Origin of the sequence: Labrys methylaminiphilus subsp. lupini (assembly GCF_051161885.1) — a bacterium.
In the GTDB taxonomy this organism is placed as follows: Bacteria; Pseudomonadota; Alphaproteobacteria; order Rhizobiales; family Labraceae; genus Labrys.
Map to the genome: position 1 here is coordinate 1,771,286 of NZ_JBMDIH010000001.1, position 14,207 is coordinate 1,785,492.

Genomic DNA, 14,207 nt, shown 5'->3' on the forward strand with positions numbered 1-14,207 from the left:
GTCGATGCAAATTTGTGCAATCGGTCCAATCAGGCGGTGCCCGTGAGCATTCCTACTCGACGGTAACGCTCTTGGCCAGATTGCGTGGCTGGTCGACGTCGGTGCCGATGATCACAGCGGTGTGATAGGCGAGCAGCTGGATCGGAATGGAATAGACCAGCGGCGTCACGATCGCCGGCATCGAAGGCAGGATGATCGTCTTCAGCGTCGCCATGGCAGCCGCCGCTGCCCCAGCTTCATCGGTTATCAGGATGATGCGGCCGCCCCGTGCGGCAACCTCCTGCATGTTCGAGACGGTCTTTTCGAAGATCGCGTCGAAAGGCGCGATCACCACCACGGGCATGGTCTCGTCGATCAGGGCGATTGGGCCATGCTTCAGCTCGCCTGCAGCATAACCTTCTGCGTGTATGTAGCTGATTTCCTTGAGTTTCAGTGCACCTTCAAGGGAAAGAGGGAAGCTGGTGCCACGACCGAGATAGAGTACGTCCTTGGCCTTGGCGAGGTCCCTGGAGAAAGTCTCGATTTCGTGCTCGAGCCGCAGCGCCTCAGCCATCAGGCGCGGCGCCTCGATCAGGGCATGGACGAGCTCGCTTTCTTCCTCTGCGGACAGGGCGCCGCGCGCCTTGCCGGCGCCGATGGCAAGGCCCGCCAAGGCAGCGAGCTGGCAGGTGAAGGCCTTGGTGGAAGCGACGCCGATCTCCGGACCCGCCAAGGTGCGGACCATTACCGAGGCTTCCCGAGCGATGGTCGAGGTTGGCACGTTGACGACGGCGAGCGTGTGCTGGCCCTGCTCCTTGCAATAGCGCAGCGCCGCGAGCGTATCGGCCGTCTCACCCGATTGAGATACGAAGATCGAAAGACCTCCCTTGTCGAGCGGGGCTTCGCGGTAGCGGAACTCGGAGGCTATATCGACTTCGACCGGCAGCCGCGCATAACGTTCGAACCAATATTTGGCGATCATGCCAGCGAAGGACGCCGTGCCGCAGGCCGAGATGGTGATGCGGTTGAGGTCCTTCCAGTCGAAAGGCAGATCTTCGGGCAGCCGGATGGTCTCGCCGACCATGTCGATGAAGGAGGTCAGCGTATGGGATACGACTTCCGGTTGCTCGTGGATCTCCTTGGCCATGAAATGCCGGTGATTGCCCTTGTCGACGATGGTGGCGGACGCTTGCGATTTCTGGATCGGACGGTGCACGCGCTTGAAGGTGGCATCGTAGATGGTTGCCGAACCACGCGTCAGGGCGACGCTGTCGCCGTCTTCGAGATAGGCGATGGTGTTGGTGAAGGGAGCCAGCGCGATGGCGTCCGAGCCGAGGAACATTTCGCCCTCACCATAGCCGATCGCCAGCGGCGACCCCAGCCGCGCACCGATGATGAGATCGTCGTGGCCAGCGAAGAGGAAGCCCAGTGAGAATGCCCCGCGAAGGCGCCGCAGGCTGGCATGCACTGCCTCGATCGGTGGCAGGCCGCGATCGAGCTCGCGGTTGACGAGATGGGCGATAACCTCCGTATCGGTCTCGCTCTGGAAGCGCGCGCCTTCGGCGCTCAGTTCTTCGCGCAGCTCGCGAAAGTTCTCGATGATGCCGTTATGGACCACCGCGACTCGGGCGGTGGCATGCGGATGGGCGTTCTCTTCAGTCGGCCTGCCATGGGTCGCCCACCGCGTATGGCCGATGCCGATGACACCAGCGAGCGGATTTCGATCGAGCTTGCTTTCCAGATTGCGCAGCTTGCCCTCGGCCCGGCAGCGCGTGATGGCTCCCTCCTCCAGCGTCGCGATGCCGGCGGAGTCGTAGCCGCGATATTCCAAGCGTCGCAGCGCATCCACCAGGGGCAGCGCAACCGCTTCCTTACCCAGAATACCGACAATACCGCACATACGCCTTACCCTTCATCGATTCGAGACGAACTCTAGATGCGAGGGATTTAGGGCTTCGTGAATGCAGTGAGAAATCAAAATGCCTGACAGTTTGTGACAGAGCCCCTGAAGAGCCTGTCACTGCCGGCCGGAAATGCGCTCGATTTCCTGGCGAACCAATCGTTCGACAAGGGTCGGCAGATGGGCATCGAGCCAGCTCTGCAGCATGGGTCTCAGCATTTCCTGCACCACGTCCTCGATGGTGCGTGCATTCTTGGAGAATATCGTGTGGTTCAGCGAGGCGAAGGCGGATGCCGTCTCCGATTCCGGCATTGCCGAAAGCAAAGGAGCCGGCCCGCGATCGACATTGGCTGCGATCGGGCCGGAGGAAATTTCGGACGGGGCGGCAGGGGCCGACGGTTCCTCCTGAGTGGAGGCTTCCAGCGGAGCGCGGCGTCCCGGCCTTGCCGGCGGCGGATCGTCCGAAATGATGCGGCGAATGGAGCTGAGAATCTCGTCCATCGACGGCTCCTTGAGGGTACGAGGCGGATCTGCCCGCGTAGGTGACGACATCGGGGTGCTCCTTCCACATCAAGCGCGCCCTGCCCCCAATGCGCACTTGCTTCACTTCAAACAAGAACGCCCTCCGATCGCAAGGATGCGGAGGGCGTTGCCGTCATCTTCCTGTGGGTAGGTGCCGCTTAGCGCCCATCCGGAATATCGGTGCCGATCCACTTGTCACGCACCTGATCGTAATGCGTGGTGGGGTTGTAACGAGCAACCTTGAGGCCGAGCGCCGTGGCGTTGAGCTTTCCGACGGTCGACAGCACGGTATAGGCAGCCACGATCTGGTCGCGCTGGGCCTGGATCAGGCTGGCCCGCGCCTGCAAGAGCAATTGTTGCTGCTGCAGGACGTCGAAGGTGGTGCGCTGACCGACCTTGGCCTCCTCGCGCACGCCGGCGAGCGCAACGCCCTGGGCGTTGACGGCTGCCTGGAAGGCCTGGATCTCGCCGCGGGCACCGTCCAGGGAGCCCCAGGCCTGGATGACGTTGGAGCGCACGAGCTCGCGGTTGACGTCAACCTGGATGCGCGCCTGCCCGAGCAGTTCCTTGGCCTGGCGGATCTTGGAATAATCGCCGCCTCCCGAATAGATCGGCACGGAGAGGAAGGCACCGATCGAGGCCGAGGTGCCCATCTTCGCGCCGGATGGTTCGTAATTGTGCGAGAACGAACCCTGGGCATTCAGAGTGGGATAGAGCGCGCCCTCGGCGACCTTCACCTGCATAGCGGCCTGGTCGACCGCGTGAAGCGCGGCCGTGATACCGGGATGGTTGGAAAGTCCGGCCTGGATCGCGGCGTTCTGGTTCCTCGGCAGCAGGCGCGGCACCTTGACCGGCTGCAACTTCTTGGGCTGGGAGCCGATGATCTGCCGGTAGATGGCGACCGACGATTTGAGCTGCGCATCGGCGGCTATCCGCTGGGACTGAGCATTCGCAAGGCCGGAATTGGCCTGCTCGACGTCAGTGCGCGTCACTTCGCCGACATTGAAGCGGTCCTTGGTCTGCTTGAGCTGCTCCTCGAGCACCTCGACATTGTTCTTCTGCAGATTGAGCAGTGCCGCGTCGCGCAGCACGTTCATATAGGCCGTCACTCCGTTAAGGAGCACCGCTTGCTCGGTGTCGCGCAGCGTCTCGCGCTGGCCGAGCACGCCCGACTCGGCAGCGCGCACCGAATTGGCGGTTTGAAAGCCATTGAACAGATTCTGCGTTACCGTGACCTCGGCGCCGCGCGGAAATCGCGTGGCGTTGGACCGACTCCCCTGCAACGACTTGGTGAAATCCCGTTCGGCGCTGATGCTGGCAGAGGCCGAGATGTTGGGCCTGTAACCGCTGAGCGCCTGCGACACGGTTTCGTCATTGGCCCGGGTGCCGGCACGCTGGGCATTCAAGGTGGGGTTGGCCGAATAGGCTTGCGCAAGGGCCGATTGCAGCGATTGAGCCTGCGCTCCGCCCATGAAGAAAACAAGCGAAGCACTTGCAGCCAATAACGAAAATACGCTTACAGTTTTCATGACTCGACCCGACCCAAATCAAAAGAGGCGGACAAACCGCCATATTTTTTAAAAAAATAGCCTGTCAGGCAGCTTTCACCAACAACTGATTTCGGCTGCCCAGCGATAAATCCGAGGTTGAAGCAAAAAAGAGACAGTGAACCCCGAGTTTGGTTAATTAATGGTTAATTTTCTCCTAACGTGCTGTTTTGATAGTCAGAATGAAAAGGCGGGAGCCTTGATGAAGGCCGCCAGAGCCGGCACGGAGGCATCGAAGGCGATACGGCCGGTATGGTCCGACCCGACCTTGACGAAGATGGTAGCACGCCCGGGCCGGCCGCGACCGACCACGGCGAGGAGGCGGCCGCCCTCCTTGAGAGAGGCGAACAGAGCCTCAGGAATTTCCTCGATGGCGCCTTCGATCAGGATCACGTCATAGGGGCCGGAACCGGCCACGCCTTGCTCGAGTGGGTCGGTCACCACCGTCACGTTGCTATAGGAAGCCAAGGCGGTCTTTGCCGAGGCCGCAAGCCCCTCGTCGCTCTCCAGCGCCACCACTTTTCCGGCGAGTTCAGCCAGAACCGCAGCCGAATAGCCAGTGGCCGTGCCGATATCGAGCACCGTGTCGGTGGATTTGATGCCAGCGGCCTGAACGAGCTTGGCCAGATACATCGGCTGAATGAGATAGCGCTCGCCCGTCTCCCCACCCACGGCCAGATCGGCATCGAGATAGGCCAAGGCCTGCTTGGAGGCCGGCACGAAAGTCTCGCGGGGCACGGCAAGGAAGGCATCCACGACGCGCGCCTCGGTCACGTCATTGGGGCGAATCTGGCAATCCACCATGGTGCGGCGCGCTTGGACGAAGTCGGTCATTGCTCGATATCTCTGTTTGTCACTGCGTTGTTTGCGGCATGGCCTCGCAAAAGGCAAGAAGGCTGGCCTCGCAGCCGAGTGGGAGACTTCGGTTTTGCGGCCAGCGCCCGGCATTCACGGAAATATCGCCTCGGCCGAGAAAACCGGTTGAACGCATCCAGCTTGCTTGTTATAGCGCCTGCCTCCGCTTTGTCCTGCTCAGCGCGACAATGGATGGCCACGTGGCGGAGTGGTTACGCAGAGGACTGCAAATCCTTGCACCCCGGTTCGATTCCGGGCGTGGCCTCCAACCCTTCCTTTCAACCTAGAACCCCACCCAAATTCGAGGTGGGACAAAGATGTGCGTTGTTCGGGCTCGCCTTCCAGCCGTTCGTAACTACAGGTGCGCCTGGCGGGTCGCTTTCTGTGAGCGAGGCCCTGCAAGAGGCCTCAACCTGGACGGGGCTCGCCGCTTGCGAGTTGTTGGGAAACAGGAGACCCGAAAGGGCGGATTTGCAGGATCGCCTTCCGGGCCTCCCTGCTCGATCAGTCGGGGGCACCGGCTGAGAGCACCTGAAGCCTAAGGCGACACCACCCCTCCGGCAATTTGGCTATGGGGCTTACTTCTGAATCATGCGAGCAGCGTTTTCGGCCTGTTCGGAGCGCCATCTCGGAGGCGTTTGCGGAAGACGCGCGTCGATTCGCGACCTGTCGCGATGGGAAGAAGAGGCGCGGTGATGGCGCCCTCCCCGACATCTGTTTGACGCTCAGGGACGATAAGATGCGCTCGCGGTTGGGGGCGACATGAGCGATCTGGAATATCCAATTCTGGGCGAGCCGAGGCCTGTCGCGGATGGAGGCGGCTTCGCTGCAATCGTCCCCGATCTTCCCGGCTGCATGAGAATGCCGAGACTCCCGAGGGTGCGGTCGCCAAGGCGCGGGATGCAATTCACGTCTGGATCGAGAATTCAAAGAGTCTTGGCCGCGCCATTCCCCGGCCATCGCGCCACCACATGGCGATTTGGGCAGCCCTCAAGACGGCCTAGCTGGAGTGCGAAGCTCAGAGCGTTTTGCGATTTGGCCGAGTCATCTCCAATCGCAAAGATGCATCGAAGCCAAGGAACTGGAGCAAAAAGCGTTCAATCGTGAACGCGCTTTGCTTAAGGAAAGGTTCTGCAAAAAAAAAGCTGGCGGATGCGAGCTGCGATTCAGCCGACCATTATTCGGCGCTACAAGGGGCATCGAGCCGCCCTTCCCCATCGAAGCAGCGGCCGCCGGCCCAAGCGAGTTCAATGGCTCACAGCCGGGCCGGCGCTACTCGGGTGATCAATAGTCGCCGTCATCATCGCCGTTATTATAGTAGGGACGCTGGTCGCGGCGGTCGTAGCGCGGCTGATCATCGTCATAGCGGTAATAGCGACGCGGGCGCTGATAACTCTCGCTATAGGCGTCTTGGCCGGGATGCCTCCTGAGATAGCGGCTCGGCTTGCAGACTCCGTGGCTGGTGACCTTATAGCCGGGCGGGCAAGGCGGATAATATTGCACCTGCATGGCCGACGATGCATCGGGCGTCGTCAGGGGGATCAATACCGCAGCGCCGCCGGCCGATGAAAAAGCGATGCCAGCGCCCGCCAGGATGCCGATGAGAACCGATCGGGACATAGCGTTTCTCCTTGCTGTTGTTCGCGCAAAAGTAGTGAGGGGGAAGTGAACGCCACCTGAATGAGCCGATCGAGGGAAGTCTCTGCGAAAGACCGCCGTTCAGGGCGCGTGAAACGACAGGAAATTCGCAAGTCGCTTGCCCTGCCCTTTATCGCCGCCTCACCGGACATTGACGGGATGCCCCATCTGCGAAAAGGCACATCTTCGCCCGCCGACACACGAAATGGCCGCCATGCAATGACGCATGTCGTTCCCAGCGCAGCATATCGTGATTCTCGTGGCGTCTACGCGTCACGAAAGGATTCTCGCCGGCAATTCAGTCGGGCCATATTGCCGAGGCCGATGCGTTGTCTGACGGCTTTAACTTTCAGCGAATGACGCAGTACAAGGGCACTTTCAGCGTGCTGGCGATAAAATGCAGGCAGTGATTTCGCATCACCTGCGCGTCGTCGTCGGCCATCTGGGCCCGAATGGCTGCACCCGCGGATTGGGCCACACGCTGCTTGAAATCCTGGTCGGCCTCTTCGAGTGCGCGGACCATTGCTCCCAGCAATGCGTACAGGCTCTCGATCTCGACCTGCAGCGTTTGCGCCTTTTGTTGCAGCGTGCTGAAGTCATCCACCATGGGATACCTCCCCTTTTTACCATTAGACGGCCAAGGTCGTGACCGGCGCGTGATAGCCGGGCTTTTCAGGCGAGAGATACGAAACGGTGTCCGGCTCCGGCATGCCTTACCCCCAACAGGACAATCCGTCTGAAGTTTTTTGTAACATGATACCGTCTTCCTGGCTCGGCTGCGAAATCATGGAGAGGTCATACCGTTTCGGATGTCGTTGAATGAGAGACTGTTAACGCAAGTCGGTCCATTGACTGCGACCGTCGGCCTTAGGGCCAGTCGCCATTCGATTCGACCGGTGCGGTCAGTCTGAGGAACACGGTGCATGACGGACGCCAATGACAGCTATTACCCCCTTGGCCGGGATCGTGCCCCCAACGAAGTCGACCGTCAGCGGGAATGGCTGCGCAACAACGGCAAGTCTGGTGTGCCGACACGAAGCGATCTCGATCTGCTCGAGGCGAGCGAACTGGAAATCAAGATCTGCCCCTGCCATCCGGCACCGGATCAGCCCTACGCGCTCTATTTGGAAGTGTTCGCCTTCGAACTCTTCCTTGGCCAGATCAAGCTGGCGGATTTCCTTGCTCGCGCGTGTTTGGTCGAGGGCAATGACGACCTTGAGCAGATCCCCCGTCGGGATCGGCTGGTTGCGCTGAAGGAACTCCAACGGGCCGTCAATCACTTGGTTGCCGTCGAGGAAACACGCGTGGTCGCCGGCAACGCCTGACGCGTGGCGGGATCAGCGATCCTCCACCGGGCGCGGCTGGCGTCGGCGGCCCCACCAGACCGCGAGCTTGCGGCGGTGGCGCCGAACGAGCGCAATATCGATCGACAGAATCAGCAGGCCGAGCGGAATCATCCAAAAGCCCAGAATCGGCAGGAACCCGAGAAAACCGCCGATCAGCAGGAGCGCACCCAGAATCACTCGCATGCTTCGCGAGGCCGGGAGATGAAAATGTCGCCCGGCGAGTTTGACCTTCGGGCGGTTGATCGGTTCGTTGGGTGCCAAAAAGCCCTCCAGACGGTCAAAAGCGCACCTTTGATCCGGTTGCGTTCCCTTACCCATAGATATTAATCCGAAAAGAAGATGCAATGAGGGCAGGATAGGCCTTGGCAAGCGAGGTTCTTGGAGCTATACACCCGCTCCACCGGGGGACACCCTCTGTTCCGCGATAGCTCAGCCGGTAGAGCAAGCGACTGTTAATCGCTGGGTCGCAGGTTCGAGTCCTGCTCGCGGAGCCATTCTCCTTACCACCTGAAATTTGGTTTTATCTGGGCCATCACAGGGCGCAGTGCCTATTGGCGATTGTGCCTGCCTCGCAGCCCGTCTTTTCCGTCGCTGGCGCTCTGTCCAAACCTGGCGTCAAATCGCGGATCCTTGCTGAACTGGTCACGCCGGCTTCGGCAGCCTCGCTTGCCAACAAGGTCGGGCTGACGCGCCAGAAGGTGAACTATCACCTCCGCGCGCTCGAGGAGCAGCAATTGGTCCATGCCGTCGAAGAGCGGCGACGGGGTGGCCTGACCGAGAGGCTGATAGTGGCGAGCGCCGCCTCCTATATCGTATCGCCCGCGGTTCTCGGCCGGCTCGGAGCGGATCCCGTGCACAGCAATGACCGGTGTCGGCCAGCTATCTCCTTGCCCGGGCGGCCCGCATCGTACGCGAGGTCGGAGCCCTCTGGCGCAGTGCGCGCGAAAACGACAAGCGCCGGGCGACCCTGCCGATCGATACGGTGATCCTCAGGCCGCGACCAAAGCAGCAGCGGTCGCGTCGAGAATGGTCTTGGCATCGCCCGGAGCGAGGCGGATCTGCAGGCCACGCTGGCCGCCATTGACATAGACATAGTCGGCGCCGAGCGCGGTTTCCTCGATGGCCGTCCTCACTTTGCGCATCTGACCGAAGGGGCTGATGCCGCCAATCTTGTATCCCGTGCTGCGTTCGGCATCGGCCGGTTTCATCATTTGCGCCGACTTGCCGTTGAAGGCCGCCGCCAGCCTCTTCATGGAGACCTCGTGATCCGACGGCACGACGACGCAGACAGGCTTGCCGTCGACCAGAGCCATCAGGGTCTTGAGCACCCGGCTGGGCGGTTCGCCGAGGGCCTCGGCGGCCTGCAGGCCTATGCTGTCGGCATCGGGATCATAGTCGTAGCTATGCACGGAAAAGGCGACGCCTGCCTTGGCGAGCATCTGGGTGGCGCGTGTCGCCTTCGACATGACGGCTTCCTTGGGGGGATCGATGACGGCGGGCCTATGGTGACGAGCCCGCCTACCAGGGCGAGAGCTATCATGGCACCGCGGCTTGGAAAACCCGTGCCCGGCATGTCTCTCCCCTATCCCGGGCGGAAAAGTCGGGTTAGGGTCGCATCCCCTCCAATCAGCAGACGATCACACATGGCTTTCCGTACCGGTCTCGTCGATGCCATCGGCAATACGCCCCTCATTCGCCTCAATCGCGCGTCCGAGCTGACCGGATGCACCATTCTGGGCAAAGCCGAATTCATGAATCCGGGACAATCGGTAAAGGATCGTGCAGCGCTCTTCATCATCAAGGATGCGATGGCGCGCGGCGAGTTGAAACCCGGTGGCACCATCGTTGAGGGCACGGCCGGCAATACGGGTATCGGCCTTGCCCTGGTTGCCGATGCCATGGGCTTTCGCACGGTGATCGTGATCCCCGAAACCCAGAGCCAGGAAAAGAAGGACATGCTGCGCCTGGCGGGGGCCGAACTGGTCGAGGTGCCGGCGGTACCCTACGCCAACCCGAACAATTACGTGAAGGTCTCGGGCCGGCTCGCGGCGGAACTGGCGAAGACCGAGCCGGGTGGCGCAGTCTGGGCCAACCAGTTCGACAATGTCGCCAACCGCCAGGCGCATATCGAAACCACCGCTCCGGAGATTCTGAAACAGACCGACGGCAAGCTCGACGGTTTCATCTGCTCGATCGGTTCGGGTGGGACGCTCGCCGGTGTCGGTATCGCCCTGAAGGCGGCCAATCCCGCCATCAAGATTGGCGTGGCCGATCCCATGGGAGCGGCCATGTATTCCTGGTTCAGCAGCGGCGAACTCAAATTCTCGGGGACGTCGATGTCGGAGGGCATCGGCCAGAACCGCATCACCAAGAATATCGAGGGTGCACCTGTCGACCTTGCCTATCAGATCCCTGATGAAGAAGCGGTGCCGTTGGTCTATGATCTCCTCCAGGAGGAAGGGCTGTGCGTGGGATTGTCGACCGGTATCAACATTGCCGGTGCGATACGCATGGCTCGGGATCTCGGGCCGGGGCACACCATCGTGACCATTCTGTGCGACCACGGCTCGCGCTATCAGTCCAAGCTGTTCAATCCTGCGTTCATGCGTTCCAAGAACCTGCCCGTGCCGGAATGGCTTGAAAAGCGTTCCACCATCAAGGCTCCATTGGAATAGGTGACGACATGGCGACAGACCTGCTGTTCAGAGACGACCCCTACACCCCCGGCGCCAGCGCAACGGTGGTTGGGCTGTCGCAACATGGCATCATTCTGGATCGTACGATCTTCTATGCCATGGGTGGCGGCCAGCCCGGCGACGTCGGCACCATGACGCTGTCGGACGGGCGCACCATCGCCATCACCAATGCGGTGTGGAACGACGAGACCAAGACCGACATAGCACATATCGTGGCGCCGGAAGGGCTGTTGCCGGCAGTCGGCGACACGGTCGAACTGGCGCTGGACTGGTCCCGGCGCTATGCCCGCATGAAGGTCCACACCGCCTTGCATCTGCTTTCGGTCGCCCTGCCCTACCCTGTCACGGGCGGTTCCATCGGCGATGGCGAGGGACGGCTCGATTTCGACATCCAGGATGCCGGTCTCGACAAGGACGAAATCGCCCACAAGGTCAATTCGATGATCGGCCAGGGTGCCGAGGTTAGCGAGCGCTGGATCACGGATGCGGAACTCGATGCCAATCCCGGCCTGGTGAAGACGATGTCGGTCAAGCCCCCGCGTGGTTCCGGCGTGATCAGGCTGGTCGAGATCGAGGGCCTTGATCTGCAGCCCTGCGGCGGCACCCATGTCCGCAACACCGACGAGATCGGCCGCATCGCGGTGACACAGATCGAAAAGAAGGGCAAGCAGAACCGGCGTGTGCGGATCGCGCTGGCGTGACGGTTCGTTCGAAGCCGGTCGGCGAATGCGGCCCTCCTCCTGACCTACCTGATCATGATGGCGCACTCACAACGTCTCTGGCCAGAGAGAGGAGCGCGAAAACGTCGTCGTCCTCTTCCCGGCTCATAGCCGCATCGAAACGGATATAGTGGTCCCGACTGCACAGCCAGGCGATACAGAGGTATTCCTGATCCGGAACATCGCCCCAGAAGGCATTGACGAGTTTGGCGAAGCCGATTTTGCGTTTCGACCAATGCAAATTGGAGATCGTGTTCGCCAGTTGGATGGTCGCTTGTCGAGATCGGTCGGCCTGCCACGCTGACAGGATGGGAGCGAGAGGAGCACTTCCTCGCGCAATGGCGCATAACACGTCTTCAATTGCTCGGTGTCGCCATTTCGGATTTGGGAGCCCGTCTTGCCGGGATAGCGTGGCCAGAGCCTGGAAGTAGCGATCGAGCAGAGTGGTCTTTTCTCGGCTCCAATTGTGCCGATAATTGGCGCCACGCGTGCCGAGATGATCGAAATTGCACTCAAAACCACCGGTGCCAAGTTCGTGTCCCTCTGCCGAGAGTTCAAGCAAGCGCGGCAGGAAGTGCTCGGTCTCTTCCGCGCTGAGGCAACCATTGAACGCGGCGCCATAATAGGCCTGCATCAGCTCGGCGGAAATCCGCTGCCTCGGCGTGCCGGTCAGCAAGGCTTCCTGTTCTGCAGTCACGCAACAGGTCGTGCAAACATTGCTCAGTCGGGCGCCGAAACGATGTGGCGGAAACAGCGCATAAGCCTCGGCAATGATGGCGCGCAATGTGTCGTTCATCGGAGGAAGAGTCCCTGCCGGAGGCGGTGCTCGAACTGCCTCACAAGCAATTGGCGGTCGGGATGGGGCGCGAGTGGCGCCCCATCCGTTGTTGCATTTCCATCTTATGCCGCCCAGCCCTTGGCGAGTTCCAGGGCCTGGCGTTCGAACAGGCCGCGATAGATCCCGTCGGAGTGACGGATCAGGCTGGCATGATCCCCCTCCTCGACGATCTTGCCCTTGTCGAAGACAAGGATGCGGTCCATCGCCTGCACGGTCGAGAGCCGATGGGCGATGACGATGGTGGTGCGACCCGCCATCAGCCGTTCCATCGCCTCCTGGATCAGATGCTCTGATTCGGAGTCGAGGCTGGAGGTCGCCTCATCCAGGATCAGCACCGGCGCATCCGCCAGGAAGGCCCGAGCGAGCGCCACGCGCTGACGCTCGCCACCGGACAGTTTCACGCCGCGCTCGCCCACCATCGTGTCGTAGCCCTTGGGCAACGCCGAGATGAAGGCGCTCGCATTGGCGAGGCTTGCCGCGTGCTCGATCTCGGCCATGCTGGCACCGGGGCGGGCATAGGCGATATTCTCGGCAAGCGAGCGGTGGAACAGGATAGGCTCCTGCTGAACGATGGCGATCCGGCTGCGCAGGCTGGCCTGCGTCACATCGGCGATATCCTGGCCGTCAATGGTGATACGGCCGGCATTCACGTCGTAGAGGCGCTGGATCAGCTTGACGAAGGTGGTCTTGCCCGAGCCCGACCGGCCGACGAGACCGATCTTCTCGCCCGCCCTGATCTCGACGGAGAAGTCGCGATAGAGAGCATCGGCATGGCCGCCATAGTGGAACGTCACATGCTCGAACGCGATGTGTCCGTCCGTGATCATCACCGGCATGGCATCATGCCTGTCCTTCACACCCATCGGCTGGTCATAGAACGCCACCAACTCCTCCATGTCGTTCACCGAACGCTGGAGATTGTGGATGTGCATGCCGATGTCCCTGAGATAGCCATGCACCACGGCATAGCTGGTCAGGACCAATGCGACATCGCCGACACCGGCCTGCCCGCGCATCCACAGCCACAGCACCACGCCCAGCACTGTGGCTCTCAGCCCCAGCAGGAACAGGTTCTGCGCCGTGCCAGCATTGGTGCCGCGCATCCAGGTGCGATTGGTGCGCGAGCGCCATTTGGCCAGCACCGCCGTCAGGCGGGCATCCTCACGCGTCTCGCCACCGAAGGCCTTCACCACCGCGTTGCAGGTGACGGCATCGGCGAGCGCACCGCCGACGCGCGTATCCCAGCTATTGGCGAGGCGCGCGGCCGGCGCGACATAGTTCACCGACAGCACCACCGTCATCGCCACAAAGGCGACGGAGCCGATGAGCACCACCAGGCCGAGGGTCGGCCAGACCGTCGCCAAAACCACCGTCGAGCCGAGCAGGACGAGGATGGAGGGAAGGATGGCCACCAACAGCGTATCGTTGAGCATGTCGAGCGCCCACATGCCGCGGGTGACGCGCCGCACCGTCGAGCCCGCGAAATTATTGGCGTGCCAATCGGTGGAGAAGCGCTGCACGCGCGCGAAGGCCTCGCGGGCGACCGTGCTCATCATCCGTGTCGTCAGGATGGTGATGCAGTAGAAGAACAACTGCCGGCACCCGACGGCGACCGCGCCGAGGACCAGCATCGCGCCGAGCGCCCACCAGGCCTGGTTTGCGCTGCCTAAGCCGGCAGTGACGGCGTCAACCATCTGGCCGGCATAGATAGGCACGACTACTTCGGCCACCGTCGCCACGCCGACGGATATGACGATCAAAGCGACGAGATCGGCCTGGCTGCGCCAGTGATCAAATGTGAATCCAAGCACAGCCGCCATCGGGTTGCGGCCGGGCTCTTTGCGAGAAAGAGTCATCAGGGTATCCGGCGCAGCCCCGCGCCGTCTCCAAAATGTAGGGCGCGCACAAGCGTGCGACGCAAAATATGTTCAGGAAAAAAGACCCGGAGAGTGTTCGGGAGAAAAGACGCGATCTAACGCGTCAAGATCTCATACGGCCGAGCGTTCGACACGTGAGCGAGAATCAGAAATGTGGTCATGCAATTCTCCCTCATGCTGAGTGTGAACCGGGAAGCGCAACCTAGGTGCAGATTCGCGCCAAGGCAACCGATTTTTTCATCAAAAACAATGAGCAGGCCGCGGTCGTTGGCGCTTCCCGAGGCTGGGGA

14 protein-coding genes and 2 tRNA genes are annotated in these 14,207 nt (G+C 61.5%); 6 read left to right on the forward strand and 10 right to left on the reverse strand.

Going from position 1 to position 14,207, the window contains the following annotated elements; genetic code table 11:
- Positions 1 to 52 precede the first annotated feature (52 nt).
- From glmS to ACN6KF_RS08360, 4 genes are all read right to left on the reverse strand, one after another.
- Positions 53 to 1,879 (reverse strand): glutamine--fructose-6-phosphate transaminase (isomerizing), encoded by a 1,827-nt coding sequence (gene glmS, locus ACN6KF_RS08345; protein WP_434956402.1) that lies wholly within the window; start codon positions 1,877 to 1,879, stop codon positions 53 to 55.
- Positions 1,880 to 1,996: 117 nt separating this feature from the next.
- Positions 1,997 to 2,431, reverse strand: a complete 435-nt coding sequence (locus ACN6KF_RS08350; protein ID WP_434956403.1) for a PopZ family protein — start codon at positions 2,429 to 2,431, stop codon at positions 1,997 to 1,999.
- Between the two features lie 128 nt (positions 2,432 to 2,559).
- Entirely contained in the window at positions 2,560 to 3,873 is a 1,314-nt protein-coding gene (locus tag ACN6KF_RS08355; RefSeq protein ID WP_434956404.1) for a TolC family outer membrane protein, read from the reverse strand.
- A 252-nt stretch (positions 3,874 to 4,125) separates the two neighbouring features.
- Entirely contained in the window at positions 4,126 to 4,782 is a 657-nt protein-coding gene (locus tag ACN6KF_RS08360) for a protein-L-isoaspartate O-methyltransferase family protein (protein WP_434956405.1), read from the reverse strand.
- A 215-nt stretch (positions 4,783 to 4,997) separates the two neighbouring features.
- Here ACN6KF_RS08360 and ACN6KF_RS08365 point away from each other — a divergent pair.
- Positions 4,998 to 5,071: transfer RNA gene (locus ACN6KF_RS08365), tRNA-Cys, on the forward strand.
- 1,016 nt (positions 5,072 to 6,087) lie between these two features.
- On the opposite strand, the gene ACN6KF_RS08370 is transcribed toward ACN6KF_RS08365, so the two are convergent.
- Both ACN6KF_RS08370 and ACN6KF_RS08375 read right to left on the reverse strand, forming a co-directional pair.
- The gene (locus ACN6KF_RS08370; protein ID WP_434956406.1) at positions 6,088 to 6,423 is read right to left on the reverse strand and encodes a hypothetical protein; all 336 of its coding nucleotides are present in this window, start codon (positions 6,421 to 6,423) and stop codon (positions 6,088 to 6,090) included.
- Positions 6,424 to 6,790: 367 nt separating this feature from the next.
- Positions 6,791 to 7,048, reverse strand: a complete 258-nt coding sequence (locus ACN6KF_RS08375; RefSeq protein WP_434956407.1) for a hypothetical protein — start codon at positions 7,046 to 7,048, stop codon at positions 6,791 to 6,793.
- A 316-nt stretch (positions 7,049 to 7,364) separates the two neighbouring features.
- Between ACN6KF_RS08375 and ACN6KF_RS08380 the strand changes: the two genes are divergently transcribed.
- Positions 7,365 to 7,766 (forward strand): hypothetical protein, encoded by a 402-nt coding sequence (locus tag ACN6KF_RS08380; RefSeq protein WP_434956408.1) that lies wholly within the window; start codon positions 7,365 to 7,367, stop codon positions 7,764 to 7,766.
- Positions 7,767 to 7,778: 12 nt separating this feature from the next.
- Here ACN6KF_RS08380 and ACN6KF_RS08385 read toward each other — a convergent pair whose 3' ends face one another.
- Positions 7,779 to 8,048, reverse strand: a complete 270-nt coding sequence (locus tag ACN6KF_RS08385) for a hypothetical protein (protein ID WP_434956409.1) — start codon at positions 8,046 to 8,048, stop codon at positions 7,779 to 7,781.
- Positions 8,049 to 8,205: 157 nt separating this feature from the next.
- Here ACN6KF_RS08385 and ACN6KF_RS08390 point away from each other — a divergent pair.
- A tRNA-Asn gene (locus ACN6KF_RS08390) sits at positions 8,206 to 8,281 on the forward strand.
- 66 nt (positions 8,282 to 8,347) lie between these two features.
- On the forward strand, positions 8,348 to 8,773 hold the full coding sequence (locus tag ACN6KF_RS08395; protein WP_434959637.1) for an ArsR/SmtB family transcription factor: 426 nt from the start codon (positions 8,348 to 8,350) through the stop codon (positions 8,771 to 8,773).
- Between the two features lie 3 nt (positions 8,774 to 8,776).
- On the opposite strand, the gene ybaK is transcribed toward ACN6KF_RS08395, so the two are convergent.
- A complete protein-coding gene (gene ybaK / locus ACN6KF_RS08400; RefSeq protein WP_434956410.1) occupies positions 8,777 to 9,253 on the reverse strand; it encodes a Cys-tRNA(Pro) deacylase in 477 nt (158 codons plus the stop codon).
- A 177-nt stretch (positions 9,254 to 9,430) separates the two neighbouring features.
- Here ybaK and ACN6KF_RS08405 point away from each other — a divergent pair, with 177 nt between their 5' ends.
- Complete coding sequence (locus tag ACN6KF_RS08405) at positions 9,431 to 10,462, forward strand: cysteine synthase A (protein ID WP_434956411.1); 1,032 nt, start codon at positions 9,431 to 9,433, stop codon at positions 10,460 to 10,462.
- Between the two features lie 8 nt (positions 10,463 to 10,470).
- Positions 10,471 to 11,184 (forward strand): alanyl-tRNA editing protein, encoded by a 714-nt coding sequence (locus ACN6KF_RS08410; RefSeq protein ID WP_434956412.1) that lies wholly within the window; start codon positions 10,471 to 10,473, stop codon positions 11,182 to 11,184.
- A 52-nt stretch (positions 11,185 to 11,236) separates the two neighbouring features.
- On the opposite strand, the gene ACN6KF_RS08415 is transcribed toward ACN6KF_RS08410, so the two are convergent.
- Both ACN6KF_RS08415 and ACN6KF_RS08420 read right to left on the reverse strand, forming a co-directional pair.
- On the reverse strand, positions 11,237 to 11,998 hold the full coding sequence (locus tag ACN6KF_RS08415; RefSeq protein ID WP_434956413.1) for a hypothetical protein: 762 nt from the start codon (positions 11,996 to 11,998) through the stop codon (positions 11,237 to 11,239).
- Between the two features lie 104 nt (positions 11,999 to 12,102).
- Positions 12,103 to 13,896: an ABC transporter ATP-binding protein gene (locus ACN6KF_RS08420; RefSeq protein ID WP_434956414.1), complete on the reverse strand. Its 1,794-nt coding sequence runs from the start codon at positions 13,894 to 13,896 to the stop codon at positions 12,103 to 12,105.
- Positions 13,897 to 14,207: the final 311 nt, after the last annotated feature.

Coding starts and splice junctions, on each gene's coding strand:
- glmS (WP_434956402.1), bottom strand. CDS start 1,879: ATGTGCGGTATTGTCGGTATTCTGGGTAAGGAAGCGGTTGCGCTGCCC.
- ACN6KF_RS08350 (WP_434956403.1), bottom strand. CDS start 2,431: ATGTCGTCACCTACGCGGGCAGATCCGCCTCGTACCCTCAAGGAGCCG.
- ACN6KF_RS08355 (WP_434956404.1), bottom strand. CDS start 3,873: ATGGGCGGAGCGCAGGCTCAATCGCTGCAATCGGCCCTTGCGCAAGCC.
- ACN6KF_RS08360 (WP_434956405.1), bottom strand. CDS start 4,782: ATGACCGACTTCGTCCAAGCGCGCCGCACCATGGTGGATTGCCAGATT.
- ACN6KF_RS08370 (WP_434956406.1), bottom strand. CDS start 6,423: ATGTCCCGATCGGTTCTCATCGGCATCCTGGCGGGCGCTGGCATCGCT.
- ACN6KF_RS08375 (WP_434956407.1), bottom strand. CDS start 7,048: ATGGTGGATGACTTCAGCACGCTGCAACAAAAGGCGCAAACGCTGCAG.
- ACN6KF_RS08380 (WP_434956408.1), top strand. CDS start 7,365: ATGACGGACGCCAATGACAGCTATTACCCCCTTGGCCGGGATCGTGCC.
- ybaK (WP_434956410.1), bottom strand. CDS start 9,253: ATGTCGAAGGCGACACGCGCCACCCAGATGCTCGCCAAGGCAGGCGTC.
- ACN6KF_RS08405 (WP_434956411.1), top strand. CDS start 9,431: ATGGCTTTCCGTACCGGTCTCGTCGATGCCATCGGCAATACGCCCCTC.
- ACN6KF_RS08410 (WP_434956412.1), top strand. CDS start 10,471: ATGGCGACAGACCTGCTGTTCAGAGACGACCCCTACACCCCCGGCGCC.
- ACN6KF_RS08415 (WP_434956413.1), bottom strand. CDS start 11,998: ATGAACGACACATTGCGCGCCATCATTGCCGAGGCTTATGCGCTGTTT.
- ACN6KF_RS08420 (WP_434956414.1), bottom strand. CDS start 13,896: ATGACTCTTTCTCGCAAAGAGCCCGGCCGCAACCCGATGGCGGCTGTG.